We start from the raw sequence: 14,451 nt of genomic DNA on the forward strand, positions 1-14,451 counted from the left end.
CTCCCGGTACGCCGGGTTCTGTGCGAGAGTGGCGCACCGGTCGGGCGTGTTGCCGGTGTGTTCCGGACACGGGACGGACCGGTTTCCGTCATCCGGACGGGCCGTCCGCGCAACTCTCCCCCGAGGGCACAGCACACCAAGGACGGTGATTCATGGCCGGCGGCGCCATGACCGCGACGTTCCTCGCCGTGATCGGCGGGGCGTCGCTGCTCGCCGTCACCGCGCGCCGGCTGCGGCCGAGCGACCGGCTGCCGTCGCTGGAGGGCTGGGCGCTGGCCGACCGCGGCCTCGGGCCGGGCTGGACCTGGCTGCTGCTCGGCGGGACGGTCTACACCGCGTACACCTTCACCGCCGTACCGGGCCTGGCGTACGGGAACGGCGCGCCCGCCTTCTTCGCGGTGCCGTACACGGTGATCGTCTACCCGCTGGCGTTCGTGCTGCTCAGCCGGCTGTGGAGCGTGGCCCGGCGACACGGCTACATCACCGCCGCCGACTTCGTGCGCGGCCGCTACGGCTCGCCGCCGCTGGCCCTGGTCGTCGCGCTGACCGGGATCCTGGCGACGATGCCGTACCTGGCGCTGCAGCTCCTCGGCATCCGCGCGGTGCTCACCGCCGGCGGGCTGTATCCGCACGGCGCCACCGGGGACCTGGTGATGGTGGCGGTGTTCGCGGGGCTGGCGGTGGCCACCTACCGGCAGGGGCTGCGTGCCCCCGCGGTGATCTCCGCGCTGAAGGCGGCGGCGGTGTTCCTCTCGCTGACCGCGGTCTGCTGGCTGGTCCTTGAGCGCTTCGGCGGTCCAGGCGCGGTGTTCGACGGGGCCGCCCGCGCCCTCGGCGGCACCGACGCGGCCCACTCGCCCCTGGTGCTCACGCCGGACCAGCAGCCCGCCTACGCCACGCTGGCACTCGGCTCCGCGCTGGCCCTGCTGATGTACCCGCACGTGCTGACCGCCGGGTTCGCCGCCGACGGCACGCGCACGCTGCGCAAGGTGTCGGCGGGACTGCCCGCCTGGACGGCGCTGCTCGCCCTGTTCGGCTTCCTCGGCGTCGCGGCCCTCGCGGCAGGGGTGCGGGCCCCGGAGGGCGGTGCGGAGGCGGCGGTGCCGATGCTGGTCGACCGGCTGATGCCGGGTCCGCTGGCCGGGCTGGTGTTCGGTTCGATCGTGGTCGGAGCGCTGGTGCCGGCGGCGGTGATGTCCATCGCGGCGGCGACCAGCTTCGTGCGCAACGTGTACGTCGAGTACGTCCACCCGACGGCCACGCCGAAACGGCAGGTGCGGGTCGCCAAGGCCGTGTCGCTGACCGCGAAGGTCGGCGCGGTGGCATTCGTGTTCGGGCTGCGCGACCAGGACGCGATCAACCTCCAGCTGCTCGGCGGGGTGTGGATCCTGCAGATCTTCCCGGCGGTGGCCGTCGGGCTGTACACGCGGTGGCTGCACCCGCGGGCGCTGCTCGCCGGCTGGGCCGCGGGCATGGCCGCCGGCACGTACCTGGTGGTGCGCGAGGGCTTCTCGTCGATCGTGCCGCTCGGCGCCGGGTCGCCGTCGGTCTACGCCGGGGTCGCCGCGCTGGTGCTGAACCTGACCGTCGCGGTGGCCGGCACCGTCGTCCTCGCCGGCCTGGGCGTCCCGCGCGGCGCCGACGCCACCGACCTGTCGTCCCACCCGCGTGCCGGGCGACGTCCACCGACGGGAGCGAACAACCCGTGAGACGCAGACACCGCCCGCCGGCCACGCTGGCCCCCGCGCCGGCCGGCCCACCACCGCCCGCCGTCACACCGCCCGCCCCGGTGGCACCCGGCCCGCTCGGGCCCGCGGTCGCCGACCCGGAGGACCTGGAGCGGGAGGCCGGTGTGGCCCGCCTCTTCGAGCTGCACTACTCCTCGATGCTGCGGCTCGCCGTGCTGCTCGGCGCGGACGACCCGGAGAACGTGGTGGCGGAGGCGTACTACCAGATCTACCGCAGATGGCGGCGGCTGAAGGACGTGGCCGCCGCGGAGGCGTACCTGCGCTCCACCGTCTGCAACCTGACGCGGATGCGGATACGTCACCTCCAGGTCGCCCGCCGGCACGAGGAGCAGCCGGCCTCCCCGCCCGAGCAGACCGTGGCCTCCGCCGAGAACACCGCGCTGCTGCGGGACGACCAGCGGGTGCTGATCGGCGCGCTGCAACAGCTGCCGGCCCGGCAGCGGGAGGCGCTGGTGCTGCGCCACTGGCTCGGGCTGAAGGAGGCCGAGATCGCCGCCGCGATGGGCATCTCCCGCGGCTCCGTCAAGACGCACACCTCGCGCGGCATCGCCGCGCTGACCCAGGCCATGGAGGCCCGGCGATGACGCATCGAGAGGCGACTCCGTCGCGTGGCACCAGCCAGGACCGCACCGGCCGCGAGCGGTCCGAGCCGCCCCGGCCGCCGGACGCGGAGCGCACTGAACGGGAACTGGCCGACGCCCTGCGCGCCCTGGCCGGCGGGGTGCTGCCCGACCCCGACGCCTACCGCACCGCGCGCGGCGAGTGGCTGCGCCGTGAGCGACGGCGGCGGCTGGTGCTGGCCGTGCTGGTCGCCGTCGTCTTCGCGCTGGCCACGCTGATCGGCCTGTGGGTGCTCAACCAGGCGCCCGCGGAACCGGGCGTGATCTTCTCCGGCGATGGCGCCGCGTCGGCCGACGGTCCGTCACTCCCCCGGCCGCTCCGCTGATTGCCGCACCCGGCGGCCGGGAACCCGCACCCCGTGCACCGTATCGAGGACTACGCGCTCATCGGCGACGAGCAGACCGCTGCCCTGGTGGGCACCGACGGGTCGGTCGACTGGCTCTGTCTGCCCCGCTTCGACTCGGCGGCCTGCTTCGCGCGGCTGCTCGGTGACGAGAGCAACGGGCACTGGCGCATCGCCCCGCCGGGGCAGGAGCGGTGCGCGCGCCGCGCCTACCGCGAGGACAGCCTGATCCTGGACACGGTGTGGGAGACGCCCGACGGCGCCGTGCAGGTGACGGACCTGATGCCGCAGCGGCACCGGGCGCCGGACCTGGTGCGGATCGTGCAGGGGCTCAGCGGTGAGGTGACCGTGCGCAGCACGCTGCGGCTGCGGTTCGACTACGGGTCGGTGGTGCCGTGGGTGCGCCGGGCCGACGGGCACCGGGTGGCCGTGGCCGGGCCCGACTCGGCGTGGCTGCGCAGCGTGCCGGAGGTGCACACCTGGGGCGAGGACCTGGGCACCCACTCGGAGTTCACGGTGAGGGAGGGCGAGCGGGTCGCCTTCGTGCTCACCTGGCACCCCTCGCACGAGCCGCGGCCCGCGCTGGTCGACCCGTACGCCTCGCTGCGGCACAGCCTGAAGGACTGGCAGGCGTGGGCGGCCCGGTGCCGCTACCGGGGGCCGCACCGGGACATGGTGGTGCGGTCCCTGATCACGCTGAAGGCGCTCACCTACCGTCCCACCGGCGGCATCGTCGCCGCGCCCACCACCTCCCTGCCGGAGGAGCCGGGCGGGGTACGGAACTGGGACTACCGCTTCTGCTGGCTGCGGGACTCCACGCTGACCCTGAGCGCGCTGCTGGCGGCCGGCTACCAGGAGGAGGCGGAGGCGTGGCGCGACTGGCTGCTCCGCGCGGTGGCGGGCGACCCGGCGGACCTGCAGATCATGTACGGGCTGGCGGGCGAGCGGCGGCTGCCGGAGTTCGAACTGCCGTGGCTGTCGGGCTTCAACGGCGCCGCGCCCGTACGGGTCGGCAACGACGCCGTGAAGCAGCTCCAGCTGGACGTGTACGGGGAGGTCGTGGACTCGCTCGCGCTGGCCCGGCGTTCGGGGCTGTCCGGGAGGCCGGACGTGTGGGCCCTGCAGTCGGTGCTGCTGAACTTCCTGCGCACGGCCTGGCGTCAGCCGGACGAGGGGCTGTGGGAGGTGCGCGGCGGCCGGCGCCACTTCGTGCACTCCAAGGTGATGGTGTGGGTGGCCGCCGACCGCATGGTGCGGGGGATGGAGACGTTCCCGGACCTCGACGGCGATCTGGACGGCTGGCGCGCGCTGCGTGACGAGGTGCACCGCGAGGTGTGCGAGAAGGGCTACGACCCGGTGCGCAACACGTTCACGCAGTCCTACGGCTCGCGTGAACTCGACGCGGCGCTGCTGCTGATCCCCCGGGCCGGCTTCCTGCCTCCCGACGACCCCCGGGTGCTCGGCACCGTCGACGCGATCCAGGGGGAGCTCGGCCAGGACGGTCTCGTACGCCGCTACACCCCGGACGCCACCGAACTCGACGGGCTGCCCGGGCAGGAGGGCACCTTCCTGGCGTGCGCGTTCTGGCTGGTGGACGCCCTGCACATGACGGGCAGGACCGACGAGGCCCGCGAGCTGTTCGAACGGCTGCTGGGGCTGGCCAACGACGTGGGGCTGCTGGCGGAGGAGTACGACACGGCGAGCGGGCAGCTCCTCGGCAACTTCCCGCAGGCGTTCAGCCACATCGGACTGGTGAACAGCGCCCTCGCCCTGTTCGGGGACGAGAGGGCAGGATAGGGCCATGGATCTTGGACTGAAGGACCGGGTGTTCGTCGTCACCGGGGCCACCCGCGGACTGGGCAACGCCTCCGCGCGGGCGCTTCTCGCCGAGGGCGCGAAGGTGGTCGTCACCGGGCGGAAGGAGGACGCGGTCGCCGAGGCCGCGTCCGCGCTGGGGCCGGACGCGGCCGGGGTGGCCGTCGACAACGCCGACCCCGGGGCCGCCGATCGGCTGATCGCCACCGCGCGGGAGCGGTTCGGCCGCTTCGACGGCGTCCTCGTCAGCGTGGGCGGGCCGCCGCCGGGGTTCGTCGCCGACACCACCGACGAGCAGTGGCAGTCGGCGTTCGAGTCGGTGTTCCTCGGCGCGGTGCGGCTGGCCCGCGCGGCGGCCGGGGAGCTGGGCGAGGGCGGCGTGATCGGCTTCGTGCTGTCCGGTTCGGTGCACGAGCCGATCCCGGGGCTCACCATCTCCAACGGGCTGCGGCCGGGGCTCGCCGGGCTCGCCAAGTCCCTCGCGGACGAACTGGGCCCGCGTGGCGTCCGCGTCGTGGGCCTGCTGCCCGGCCGCGTCGACACCGACCGGGTCCGCGAGCTGGACTCCCTGTCCGCCGACCCGGAGGCCACCCGCCAAGCGGTCGAGTCCCGCATCCCGCTGCGCCGCTACGGCACCCCGGAGGAGTTCGGCCGCACGGCGGCGTTCCTCCTCTCCCCGGCGGCGTCGTACATCACGGGCGTGATGCTCCCCGTCGACGGCGGCTCCCGCCACGGCTTCTGACCCCGGCCTGCCCGGGGAACTCTCGCGGCGGGACCGGTCGCGCGTCCGTGAATCGGCCCAGCCGTGCCGGAACGGGACGGCACGGCCGGAGACCGGGCACTGCCCGGCAGTGAGGGCCGGGCCGAGCAGGGTTGCGGCCTACGCGGCACCCCGCGGTGGACGGCCTTCGGTTCGGGAAACCTCCTCGACAGCACGGCCGGAGGCCGGAACATGCCGCCGAGCGGGACGGCGGCTTCGCTGCGCGGCGGCCGGCGCGGTGCGTCGACCGGAGGCGGCGCCGCCGGGGCGGCGCCCGGTGATCGGGGTGGTGGGTGCCGCATCGTGGGCGACCGGCACGTGGCGCACGGGACGGTGACGTCAGGTGACTCGTTCCGGGCGGTGCTTTTCCGCTCGGAGGTGGACCTCGGTCGGGAGGGTTGCCAGGCCCGTGGAGTCGCGGGCGTGGGTGAGGGCGCCGGTGGTCAGGGTGTCCAAGGCCGTACCGGGGTCGACGTGGGGTTCCAGGAGCAGGACCATCCGGGCCCGCGGCCCACCGTGCCGACCGGTCAGCGTGACGCGGGCCTGGGCGACACCGTCCTGCCGGTTCGCCTCCTCGGCGAGCGCCTGTTCCAGTGCCCGGCCGCGCAGCGCCGCGCCCTCGCCGTCTCCGCTGTCGACGAGGATCTCGCCCGTCCTCCGCCTGCGCAGAACCGCGACCAGCCACCACAGGCAGAGCAGCACCAGCACCGCGAGTACGGCGATCACCACCGGCCACCACCAGCCCTGGTCCCGCCAGCGGGTCCGCTCGGAGTCGTCGAGCAGCACGTCGTGCCGCCCGTCGTGCAGCCACCAGGACGGCGCGGGCGCGCCCAGCCCGATCGCCAGCACCGACCCGCCGAGGGCGATCAGCACCAGCCCCACCAGCGCGAGCAGCACACGGTTGACACCCTTGATCACGGTTACCGTCCCTTCCGGCCGGGCCGCCGCACCCGCAGCGACAGGGTGGACGGCCGGGCCAGGCCCAGCCCTCGCAGCGCCCCGTCCAGCACCGCGGTCAGATCGGCCCGTACGTCGTCGAGGTCGCGGAAGTGCGACACCGCGTGGACGTCCGTCTTCCGTCGCTTCACGGTGACCCGGGCCGACTGCACGCCGGCCACCTCCAGGCACCGGTCCCGCAGCACGGTGGCGGCGGCCTCCCGGTCCAGTCCGGCGCGGACGTCGGGGTGCGTGCGGCGCATCGGCAGCAGCGAGCGCAGGCCGGGCGTGACCGCGAGCACCAGCAGCCACAGGCCGAGCGCGGCGGCGACCGCGGCGCCGGTCAGCACCCAGACGTCGTCCAGCGGACGTTCGGCCAGTTGCCGGGCGAGCTCACGGCGCCAGCTCATCCCGGCCCGGTCGGCGCGCACCGCGACGACGTCGTACAGGAAGGCGCCCGCGATCACCAGGATCACCAGCGCCAGCAGGCCCGCGGGGATCCGGCGGGCCGACCAGAAGCGCCGATGGCCGCCGGGGACGGGGCCCGTGGTCGCGCCGCTCTCGGCGGGCGGGGGCGCCGTGTCCGCAGTGGCGCCCGGGGGTCCGGTCATGGTGTCCTCCCGCCGACTGCTTCGGGCCGTACGGCGAGGTGCAGCCGTTCCACCTGGACGACGACCTCCGGCACGGCCATGTCCGCCAGGGCGCGCACCCGTTCGACCACCTGCCGCCGCACGCTCGCGCACCGGCCGCCGATGTCGCCGGGGTAGTCGAGTTCGACGTGCACCCGGACCCGGGCGCTGCCGTGGCGGACGACCACGCTCGCGTGCGGCGGCGCGGCGTCCGGCGGCAGCGCGCCGACGGCTTCACGGGCAGCCTGGGAGGCGATCTTCGCGACCACCCGGTCGGCGATCGTGGTCTCCCCGCGTTCCCCCGGGAGGACGGTCCGCGGGTCCCCGGCCTGCTCGGCCACCTCCGTGCCCACCGCCGTCACCGCCGGCGTTCGTCACGGGAACGGAAGAAGTCGCCCAGTTCCAGGTCCCCTTCGAGCAGCCTGCCGACGACGAAGCCCACCGCGCCCAGGGCCGCCACGAGCAGGAAGGCCCCGAACCCGCCGAAGTATCCGGCGAAACCCAACGCCATGCCGGCGATCATGCCGACCACGGCCATCCTCATGCTGTGCTCCTCCGCTCAGCGTGTCTCACTGCAGTCGGGACTCCGGCTCGTCGTCCTCCTCGTCGGGCAGTTTCACATCGCTCACCGCGATGTTGACCTCCACCACCTCGAGGCCGGTCATCCGCTCGACGGCCGCGATCACGTTCTCCCGTACGTCCTTGGCGACGTCGGCGATGGACACGCCGTAGTCGACGACGATCTCCAGGTCGAGCGCGGTCTGCACCTCGCCGACCTCGGCCTTCACGCCGCGCGTCGCGGACTTCGACCCGCCGGGCACCCGGTCGCGCATGGCGCCGAAGGTGCGGGAGATCCCGCTGCCCATGGTGTGCACGCCCACGACGTCCCGCGCGGCCAGCCCGGCGATCTTCTCCACCACGCCGTCGGCGATGGTCGTGCGGCCCCGGTCGGCGGGGGCGCCGCCGCCGCGCCGTGTGCCCTGGCCCCGGCGCGAGCCGGAGTCACCCAGGGTCTTCTCGTTGTCAGGAGCCCGTACCGAGCCGCCTTCGGTCATGTCGGTCATCGCCATACATCCCTTCGGTCGTCCTCCTTCGACCACCGTATGCGCGCTTGCCCCGATTCGCGCCAGACATACGGCAGGCTGGAGGAATGACGGCGGACCGGTGGACGCGGATGGTGCGACAGCAGGTGGGGCTGGGCAGGATCCTGCCGCTGGGCGGGCGGCACGACGGCGCGTGGATCGCGGAGGGGGCTGCCGGTGCGGCGTTGCGGCGCACGGTGGAACGGGAGGTGCCGGAGGTGCGCGTGGACGGGCTGCGGCTGGGGCTCGCCGACGACTTGGAGGTGGCCCCGGAGCCCGCCGTACCGGCCCCGCCGAGCGCGCTGCCGCCGGGCCCGCTGCGGCTGACGGCGGAGTTCGCGGCCACGGCGGCGTGGCCGCTCCCGGAGACGGCGTCCCGTCTGCGCACGGCACTGGCGGTGGCCGCGGCGGAACGCCTGGGGCTCGCGGTCGAGGAGGTGGATCTGCGGGTGACGGAACTGCTGGACACGGAGCCGGACCTGCCGCCGCCGTCCGCTTCCGACGCCTCCGATGCGCCCGCGGACCGGTCGGACACGGCCGGGACGGACGGTGTGGGCCGTGCGGGTGACGCGGAGACGGACCGGGTCGCGGCGGCGGTGCTCGCCGTGCCGGGGGTGAGCCGGCTGACGGGCACCTGGGGCCGGCCGGTGCGGCTGAGCGAGCCTGCGTCCGGGGGCGACGCCCTGCCCCGGCGGCACGCGCGCGTGGACCTCGCGGTCGGGGCGGAGTTCCGCCCCCTGGAGGTCGCGCGGGCGGTACGCGCGGCCGTGGCGGCGTCGCTGCCGGACCGGCCGACGGTGGCCGTGCTGGTCACCGACCTCGACTGACCGGCCGCCGCGGCGCTCGCGCACGCGGCGGCGGGGAGGAGCCCCCGGAGGACTCCGCTCCGCCGCCTCGGCCGGTTCGCCGCTCGCTATTCGCCGAGGCCGGCCAGGTCGCGCAGACGGCGGGCCTGGGCGGCGCGCTCGGCGGCGCGCTGGTCGTCGTAGGTGCGGGTCTGGGCGCCGCGCAGCAGGGCCTTCGTCTCGATCACGGCGTCGCGGGGCGCGGCCAGCAGCGCCGCGGCCAGGTCCTGGACGGCGGCGTCGAGGTCGGCTGCGGGCACGGCGAGGTTGGCCAGGCCGATGTTCACCGACTCCTCGGCCGTGACGAAGCGCCCGGTCGCGCAGATCTCCAGCGCGCGGGCGTACCCCACGAGGCCGACCAGGGGGTGGGTGCCGGTCAGGTCGGGCACCAGGCCGAGGCTGGTCTCCCGCATGGCGAACTGCACGTCGTCCGCGACGACCCGCAGGTCGCAGGCGAGGGCCAACTGGAACCCGGCCCCGATGGCATGTCCCTGGACGGCGGCGACGGTCACCAGGTCGTTGCGCCGCCACCAGGTGAACGCCTCCTGGTAACCGGCGATGGCGGCGTCCAGCGCGGCGTCGTCACTGCGCGCGAGGTCGATGAACGACGGCTCACCCGGGATGCCCTCGGGAGAGAGCATCTGCCGGTCGAGTCCGGCGGAGAACGACTTGCCCTCCCCGCGCAGCACCACGACCCGGACGGAGCCGGGCAGCAGCCGACCCGCCTCGGTCAGCGCGCGCCACAGAGCGGGGCTCTGCGCGTTGCGCTTGGCCGGGTTGGTCAGCGTCACCGTGGCGATCGCGTCGTCGACGGTGAGCCGTACGCCGTCCTTGTCGAGTACCGGACCGAGGTCCTGGGGGGACGAAGCCATGGGGCGCCTCCGATGGGTGCGGTCGTCTAAGTGACTGCACAGTAACCACCCGGCCGGTCAGTCGGCCGACCGGGTGGTCACCATCGGGTCTGCGGGGCGCCCCGGGTCAGGCCGACGGAGACTTCTTGCCCCGTGTCGCCCCGCCACGCCCTCGGAGCGTGACGCCCGACTCACTCAGCATGCGGTGCACGAAGCCATACGAGCGGCCGGTCTCCTCGGCCAACGCCCGGATGCTCGCACCGGCGTCGTACTTCTTCTTCAGGTCTGCCGCGAGCTTGTCGCGCGCGGCGCCGGTCACCCGGCTGCCCTTCTTCAGAGTCTCGGCCACCCGTGCCTCCTCATGGGAAGTGCGCTCTGGTCTCCTCATGATCACCCCTCCCGGGCCCGATGGCCACCCATTCGGCAAGGTCGATGAGACAAGCTTGTGACGACGGGAGCGCGTCCCCACATCCGGAATGAGGAATTCCAAAGGACTTTTCCGCGACCGCCGATCGGGTTTCTCCGAGAAGTGCCAGGTCAGAAAGGGGCGACGGCCGGACCCCGGTTCTGCGGGGGTCCGGCCGCGAAATCCGTGTAGGACACACCTCGGGGTGAGGAGATCTCACACGATTGATGGATCACCGATGGGCCGAATGATCCATACACAGTGGATCACGCATTCGATCACGCACGGATGACGGTCCTGTCCGGCCCCGCCGCCCGCGCCGACCGTCAGGCGAGGGCCACGAGGTCCGCGTAGTCGGAGCCCCACAGGTCCTCGACGCCGTCCGGCAGCAGGATGATCCGCTCCGGCTGGAGCGCCTCGACGGCGCCCTCGTCGTGGGTGACGAGGACGACCGCGCCCTTGTAGGTGCGCAGGGCGCCGAGGATCTCCTCGCGGCTGGCCGGGTCGAGGTTGTTGGTGGGCTCGTCGAGCAGCAGCACGTTCGCCGAGGAGACCACGAGGGTCGCCAGGGCGAGCCGGGTCTTCTCGCCGCCGGAGAGGACTCCGGCCGGCTTGTCGACGTCGTCGCCGGAGAACAGGAACGAGCCGAGCACCTTGCGGACCTCGACGAGGTCCATGTCGGGCGCCGCGGAGCGCATGTTCTCCAGCACCGTGCGGTCCGGGTCGAGGGTCTCGTGCTCCTGCGCGTAGTAGCCGAGCTTGAGGCCGTGGCCCTCGATGACCCGGCCGGTGTCGGGCTTCTCGGCGCCGCCGAGGAGGCGGAGCAGGGTGGTCTTGCCCGCGCCGTTGAGGCCGAGGATGACGACGCGGGAGCCCTTGTCGATGGCCAGGTCGACGTCGGTGAAGATCTCCAGCGAGCCGTAGGACTTCGACAGTCCCTCCGCCATGAGCGGGGTCTTGCCGCACGGGGACGGCTCGGGGAAGCGCAGCTTGGCGACCTTGTCGGACTTCCGCTCGGCCTCCAGGCCGGACAGCAGCTTGTCCGCCCTGCGGGCCATGTTCTGCGCGGCGACGGTCTTGGTGGCCTTGGCGCGCATCTTGTCGGCCTGCGAGTGCAGCGCGGCCGCCTTCTTCTCGGCGTTCTGCCGCTCGCGCCTACGGCGCTTCTCGTCCGCCTCGCGCTGCTGCTGGTAGAGCTTCCAGCCCATGTTGTAGACGTCGATCTGAGCGCGGTTGGCGTCCAGGTAGAACACCTTGTTGACGACCGTCTCGACCAGGTCGACGTCGTGGGAGATCACGATGAAGCCGCCGCGGTAGGTCTTGAGGTAGTCGCGCAGCCAGACGATCGAGTCGGCGTCGAGGTGGTTCGTCGGCTCGTCGAGGAGCAGGGTGTCCGCGTCGGAGAACAGGATGCGGGCGAGCTCGACGCGGCGGCGCTGACCGCCGGAGAGGGTGTGCAGCGGCTGGCCGAGCACCCGGTCGGGGAGGTTCAGCGCGGCGGCGATCGTGGCGGCCTCGGCCTCGGCGGCGTACCCGCCCTTGGTGAGGAACTCGGTCTCCTGGCGCTCGTACTGCTTCAGCGCCTTCTCCCGGGTGGCCCCCTGGCCGTTGGCGATGCGCTGCTCGTTCTCCCGCATCTTGCGGATCAGTACGTCGAGGCCGCGGGCGGAGAGGATGCGGTCGCGGGCGAGGACGTCGAGGTCGCCGGTGCGGGGGTCCTGCGGGAGGTAGCCGACCTCGCCGGAGCGGGTGACGGTGCCGCCGGCGGGGATGCCCTGGCCGGCGAGGACCTTGGTGAGGGTGGTCTTGCCCGCGCCGTTTCGGCCGACCAGGCCGATGCGGTCGCCCTTGGCGACGCGGAAGGTGGCGCTTTCGATGAGGACGCGGGCACCGGCGCGCAGCTCGATGCCGGAGGCGGAGATCACGGACAGACTCCAGGGCAGGTGTGGGTGGCGGTGGGCGGCTGAGGACGTTCCCGCCGTCTAATGCGCGAGGAGAATGGCCATGCGAGCCATTCTAACGGGGCGGTGCAACCTCTTTTCCGCGCGCGGTTCTTCCCCGGCGGCCGTCGGTGACCGGTGCCACACTGGGCGACGACGGCATCCCGGTGCACTCCGGACACGAGGAAGTGATCGCCATGGCAGGCACGGGCAGCACGCGTCCGAGCGTCGTTCCGACGCTGTTGTACAAAAACGCGAAGGCCGCGGTCCGGCAGCTGACGGAGGCCTTCGGATTCACCGAGCTGTCGGTGTACGAGGGCGAGGACGGCACGGTGATGCACGCCGAACTGGCCCAGGGCAACGGCGTGGTGATGCTGGGCTCCACGGGGCGCGGCGGGGTGTTCGACACGGCGATGAAGGGTGCGGGGCCGGCGGGGGTGTACGTCGTGGTGGAGGACGTCGACGCCCATCATCGGCGGGCGGTCGAACAGGGGGTGGAGGTGCTGATGCCGCCTACGGACCAGGACTACGGGTCGCGGGACTACATGGCTCGTGATCTGGAGGGGAACGTGTGGAGCTTCGGCACGTACGCGCCGGAGGCGGGCGCGTAGGCCGACGGGACGGGGGCGTCGCCCTTCGCGTCGTCCGCGGGCGGGTGCCTTGGGGCACCGTGCGTGGGACGGGGCGCCTCGTGGGCACCGGGGCACTGGTGCCCGGGGCGCGCCTGGGCCGGGGTGGTGCCGGGCCGTGTGGGGCGGCGCGCCCGTCGTAGGGGTGCCGCTGCGTCCCCCCTCCCCCATCGCCCTCGGGTACCTCCCAGGCCCTTGAGGCGCAGGGAGAGGCACGACTGCCCGCCGTCGGCGGGTTCAGGGGCGCGGGGAACTGCGCGAGCGGCCCCCGGCGGCCCGCACCCGGCGTACGACAGCCCCCGGCCCCCCGGTGGCCGTGGGCGGCTCGGCGCCGCGCCCGCGGCGGGCGGGGACGGGAGCCGGACGTGTGCGGGCGCCGACGGGAGCCGGAGGCGTGCGGGCGGCGGGCCGGCGGCCCGTACAGGACGGTGCCTCCGCCGCTGCACCGCGTGGGCTCGCGCGGCGGGGCGGACGGTCAGCCGCCTGTGTGGACCTGGAAGGCCGCTCTGCGGAGTGCCTTCGCGAAGGCAGGGTCCGGGTGGGCGGCGGCCAGGGCGACCAATACCTGGACCGTGCGGGGGTGGCCCACCGCGCGGACCTCGTCGAGGAGGGACGGCACCGTGGGCTGGACGGCGGTCTCCAGGTGCCGCACCAGCAGCGGAGCCTCACCGTGGTCGGCGACCGCCGCCGCCGTGTCCACCCACAGCCACGTCGCCTCCTCGCGGGTGAGCACCTCGTGCGCGTCCTCGGGGTCGACGCCGTCGTGCTCGGCCAGCCACAACAGGGCGTACGGCCGCAGCGCGGGTTCGTCGAGCACGGCGCGCACCTCGGGCTCGGCGGGCGCGCCGACCACCCGCAGCGCCTCGAAGGCGAGCCCGCGCAGCAGGGCGTCCTCGCCCCGTGCGGCGGCGATCAGCTCGGTGACGGCGCTGCCGACCGGCCGGGCGGCCAGCCAGGCGCGGTACTCGGCGCGGGCGGCGGCCGGGCGCAGCCGCGCGCACCCGCGCAGCATGTCCTCGGCGCCCTGCTCGATGTTGCCGGCGGGACTCTGCGCGGCGACGCAGATCTGCTCCAGCTTGACCCACACCGCCCAGCTGCCGAGCGGCGTGAGGGTGGCCTGTCCGTCGCCGTAGGTCAGGGCGCCGACGGAGGCGAGGGCGCGCAGCGCCCAGTCCAGCAGAGGTTCGAGCGGGGCGTCGGCGGCGGGCGGCTCGGCGGGCGCGGGCCGGGGCTCCGGGGCGGCGGCGGGCGCTCCGGGCCGGGGCCCGTAGTCGACCTCGCAGCGCTCGGTGCGCAGTTCGGTGACGCGCTGCTCCAGCAGGTCGAGCAACTGGGGCAGGGGCACGGGCCCGGCGGACAGCTGCAGGAAGGACAGCACCTGCGGCATGGCCGTCACGACCTCGGCGACGGCGGCCGGCTCGTGCTCCCCCGGTTCGGGGCAGGCGAGCGACCAGGCGTCGCAGAGGGCGACCCAGCCGCGCAGCACGGCGCTGTCGTCGCGGTCCCAGGCGCGCAGCCGCCACCCGGGGCGGGCGCTGTCGCCGTGCACCTCGATGAGGCCGGCCAGCCGGGCGGTGTCCCAGTCGGCACGGACCTGATCGGCGGTCAGTCCGAGGGCCTCGGCCGCCCGCCGGGCGGTCGCGTCGGACAGGGTGGCCTTGCCGTCGGCGGTGGCGCTGTCGCCGCCGGGGCCGAGGGCGCGGTCGGCCCAGCGGGCCACACGGGCGGCCGCGGCCAGCACGGAGCGAGCCATTCCGGCCAGCTCGGCCGGTGCGGGCGTGCCCTCCGGGGGGCGGGGCGCGGGGCGGCGGGCGCGCCGCTGCTCGATCGCTGCGGGGGCGCCGGC

The 14,451-nt window shown here is 74.4% G+C and carries 16 protein-coding genes; 7 read left to right on the forward strand and 9 right to left on the reverse strand.

The window, feature by feature from the left end; all coding sequences use genetic code 11:
• Positions 1–152: 152 nt before the first annotated feature.
• The 5 genes from B100_RS0125070 to B100_RS0125090 are packed head-to-tail and all read left to right on the forward strand — an operon-like array spanning position 153 to position 5,269.
• Positions 153–1,709: a sodium:solute symporter gene (locus B100_RS0125070; protein WP_024887164.1), complete on the forward strand. Its 1,557-nt coding sequence runs from the start codon at positions 153–155 to the stop codon at positions 1,707–1,709.
• Positions 1,706–2,332 (forward strand): sigma-70 family RNA polymerase sigma factor, encoded by a 627-nt coding sequence (locus B100_RS0125075; RefSeq protein ID WP_024887165.1) that lies wholly within the window; start codon positions 1,706–1,708, stop codon positions 2,330–2,332. Before B100_RS0125070 ends, B100_RS0125075 begins: the two co-directional genes overlap by 4 nt.
• Positions 2,329–2,694 carry a hypothetical protein gene (locus tag B100_RS0125080; protein ID WP_024887166.1) on the forward strand — a complete coding sequence of 122 codons (366 nt, stop codon included), beginning with the start codon at positions 2,329–2,331 and terminating at the stop codon, positions 2,692–2,694. The genes B100_RS0125075 and B100_RS0125080 overlap by 4 nt, the downstream gene beginning before the upstream one ends.
• A 33-nt stretch (positions 2,695–2,727) precedes the next feature.
• Positions 2,728–4,509: a glycoside hydrolase family 15 protein gene (locus B100_RS0125085; RefSeq protein ID WP_024887167.1), complete on the forward strand. Its 1,782-nt coding sequence runs from the start codon at positions 2,728–2,730 to the stop codon at positions 4,507–4,509.
• Between the two features lie 4 nt (positions 4,510–4,513).
• Positions 4,514–5,269, forward strand: a complete 756-nt coding sequence (locus B100_RS0125090; RefSeq protein ID WP_024887168.1) for an SDR family oxidoreductase — start codon at positions 4,514–4,516, stop codon at positions 5,267–5,269.
• Between the two features lie 357 nt (positions 5,270–5,626).
• Here the strand turns inward: B100_RS0125090 and amaP are convergent, their stop codons facing one another.
• The 5 genes from amaP to B100_RS0125115 are packed head-to-tail and all read right to left on the reverse strand — an operon-like array spanning position 5,627 to position 7,916.
• Positions 5,627–6,205: an alkaline shock response membrane anchor protein AmaP gene (gene amaP, locus B100_RS0125095; RefSeq protein ID WP_024887169.1), complete on the reverse strand. Its 579-nt coding sequence runs from the start codon at positions 6,203–6,205 to the stop codon at positions 5,627–5,629.
• 2 nt (positions 6,206–6,207) lie between these two features.
• Positions 6,208–6,834: a DUF6286 domain-containing protein gene (locus tag B100_RS0125100; protein WP_024887170.1), complete on the reverse strand. Its 627-nt coding sequence runs from the start codon at positions 6,832–6,834 to the stop codon at positions 6,208–6,210.
• Positions 6,831–7,214 carry a hypothetical protein gene (locus tag B100_RS0125105; RefSeq protein WP_024887171.1) on the reverse strand — a complete coding sequence of 128 codons (384 nt, stop codon included), beginning with the start codon at positions 7,212–7,214 and terminating at the stop codon, positions 6,831–6,833. Before B100_RS0125105 ends, B100_RS0125100 begins: the two co-directional genes overlap by 4 nt.
• Positions 7,211–7,396 (reverse strand): hypothetical protein, encoded by a 186-nt coding sequence (locus B100_RS0125110; RefSeq protein WP_024887172.1) that lies wholly within the window; start codon positions 7,394–7,396, stop codon positions 7,211–7,213. The genes B100_RS0125105 and B100_RS0125110 overlap by 4 nt, the downstream gene beginning before the upstream one ends.
• Before the next feature lie 25 nt (positions 7,397–7,421).
• Positions 7,422–7,916 (reverse strand): Asp23/Gls24 family envelope stress response protein, encoded by a 495-nt coding sequence (locus B100_RS0125115; RefSeq protein ID WP_024887173.1) that lies wholly within the window; start codon positions 7,914–7,916, stop codon positions 7,422–7,424.
• A gap of 86 nt (positions 7,917–8,002) precedes the next feature.
• Here B100_RS0125115 and B100_RS0125120 point away from each other — a divergent pair, with 86 nt between their 5' ends.
• Positions 8,003–8,761 (forward strand): hypothetical protein, encoded by a 759-nt coding sequence (locus B100_RS0125120; RefSeq protein WP_024887174.1) that lies wholly within the window; start codon positions 8,003–8,005, stop codon positions 8,759–8,761.
• A gap of 86 nt (positions 8,762–8,847) precedes the next feature.
• Here the strand turns inward: B100_RS0125120 and B100_RS0125125 are convergent, their stop codons facing one another.
• From B100_RS0125125 to B100_RS0125135, 3 genes are all read right to left on the reverse strand, one after another.
• Positions 8,848–9,651 (reverse strand): enoyl-CoA hydratase/isomerase family protein, encoded by an 804-nt coding sequence (locus tag B100_RS0125125; RefSeq protein ID WP_024887175.1) that lies wholly within the window; start codon positions 9,649–9,651, stop codon positions 8,848–8,850.
• 106 nt (positions 9,652–9,757) lie between these two features.
• Positions 9,758–9,979 carry a helix-turn-helix domain-containing protein gene (locus B100_RS0125130; RefSeq protein ID WP_006132657.1) on the reverse strand — a complete coding sequence of 74 codons (222 nt, stop codon included), beginning with the start codon at positions 9,977–9,979 and terminating at the stop codon, positions 9,758–9,760.
• Positions 9,980–10,362: 383 nt separating this feature from the next.
• Positions 10,363–11,961 carry an ABC-F family ATP-binding cassette domain-containing protein gene (locus B100_RS0125135; protein WP_024887176.1) on the reverse strand — a complete coding sequence of 533 codons (1,599 nt, stop codon included), beginning with the start codon at positions 11,959–11,961 and terminating at the stop codon, positions 10,363–10,365.
• Between the two features lie 212 nt (positions 11,962–12,173).
• Between B100_RS0125135 and B100_RS0125140 the strand changes: the two genes are divergently transcribed.
• Complete coding sequence (locus B100_RS0125140; RefSeq protein ID WP_037723488.1) at positions 12,174–12,587, forward strand: VOC family protein; 414 nt, start codon at positions 12,174–12,176, stop codon at positions 12,585–12,587.
• Between the two features lie 493 nt (positions 12,588–13,080).
• Here B100_RS0125140 and B100_RS0125145 read toward each other — a convergent pair whose 3' ends face one another.
• Complete coding sequence (locus B100_RS0125145) at positions 13,081–14,358, reverse strand: hypothetical protein (protein ID WP_024887178.1); 1,278 nt, start codon at positions 14,356–14,358, stop codon at positions 13,081–13,083.
• Between the last annotated feature and the right edge of the window lie 93 nt (positions 14,359–14,451).

Source organism: Streptomyces sp. CNH189 (assembly GCF_000527195.1).

Coding starts and splice junctions, on each gene's coding strand:
- B100_RS0125090 (WP_024887168.1), top strand. CDS start 4,514: ATGGATCTTGGACTGAAGGACCGGGTGTTCGTCGTCACCGGGGCCACC.
- B100_RS0125110 (WP_024887172.1), bottom strand. CDS start 7,396: ATGAGGATGGCCGTGGTCGGCATGATCGCCGGCATGGCGTTGGGTTTC.
- B100_RS0125145 (WP_024887178.1), bottom strand. CDS start 14,358: ATGGCTCGCTCCGTGCTGGCCGCGGCCGCCCGTGTGGCCCGCTGGGCC.
- B100_RS0125125 (WP_024887175.1), bottom strand. CDS start 9,651: ATGGCTTCGTCCCCCCAGGACCTCGGTCCGGTACTCGACAAGGACGGC.
- B100_RS0125115 (WP_024887173.1), bottom strand. CDS start 7,916: ATGACCGACATGACCGAAGGCGGCTCGGTACGGGCTCCTGACAACGAG.
- B100_RS0125140 (WP_037723488.1), top strand. CDS start 12,174: ATGGCAGGCACGGGCAGCACGCGTCCGAGCGTCGTTCCGACGCTGTTG.
- B100_RS0125100 (WP_024887170.1), bottom strand. CDS start 6,834: ATGACCGGACCCCCGGGCGCCACTGCGGACACGGCGCCCCCGCCCGCC.
- B100_RS0125080 (WP_024887166.1), top strand. CDS start 2,329: ATGACGCATCGAGAGGCGACTCCGTCGCGTGGCACCAGCCAGGACCGC.
- B100_RS0125120 (WP_024887174.1), top strand. CDS start 8,003: ATGACGGCGGACCGGTGGACGCGGATGGTGCGACAGCAGGTGGGGCTG.
- B100_RS0125070 (WP_024887164.1), top strand. CDS start 153: ATGGCCGGCGGCGCCATGACCGCGACGTTCCTCGCCGTGATCGGCGGG.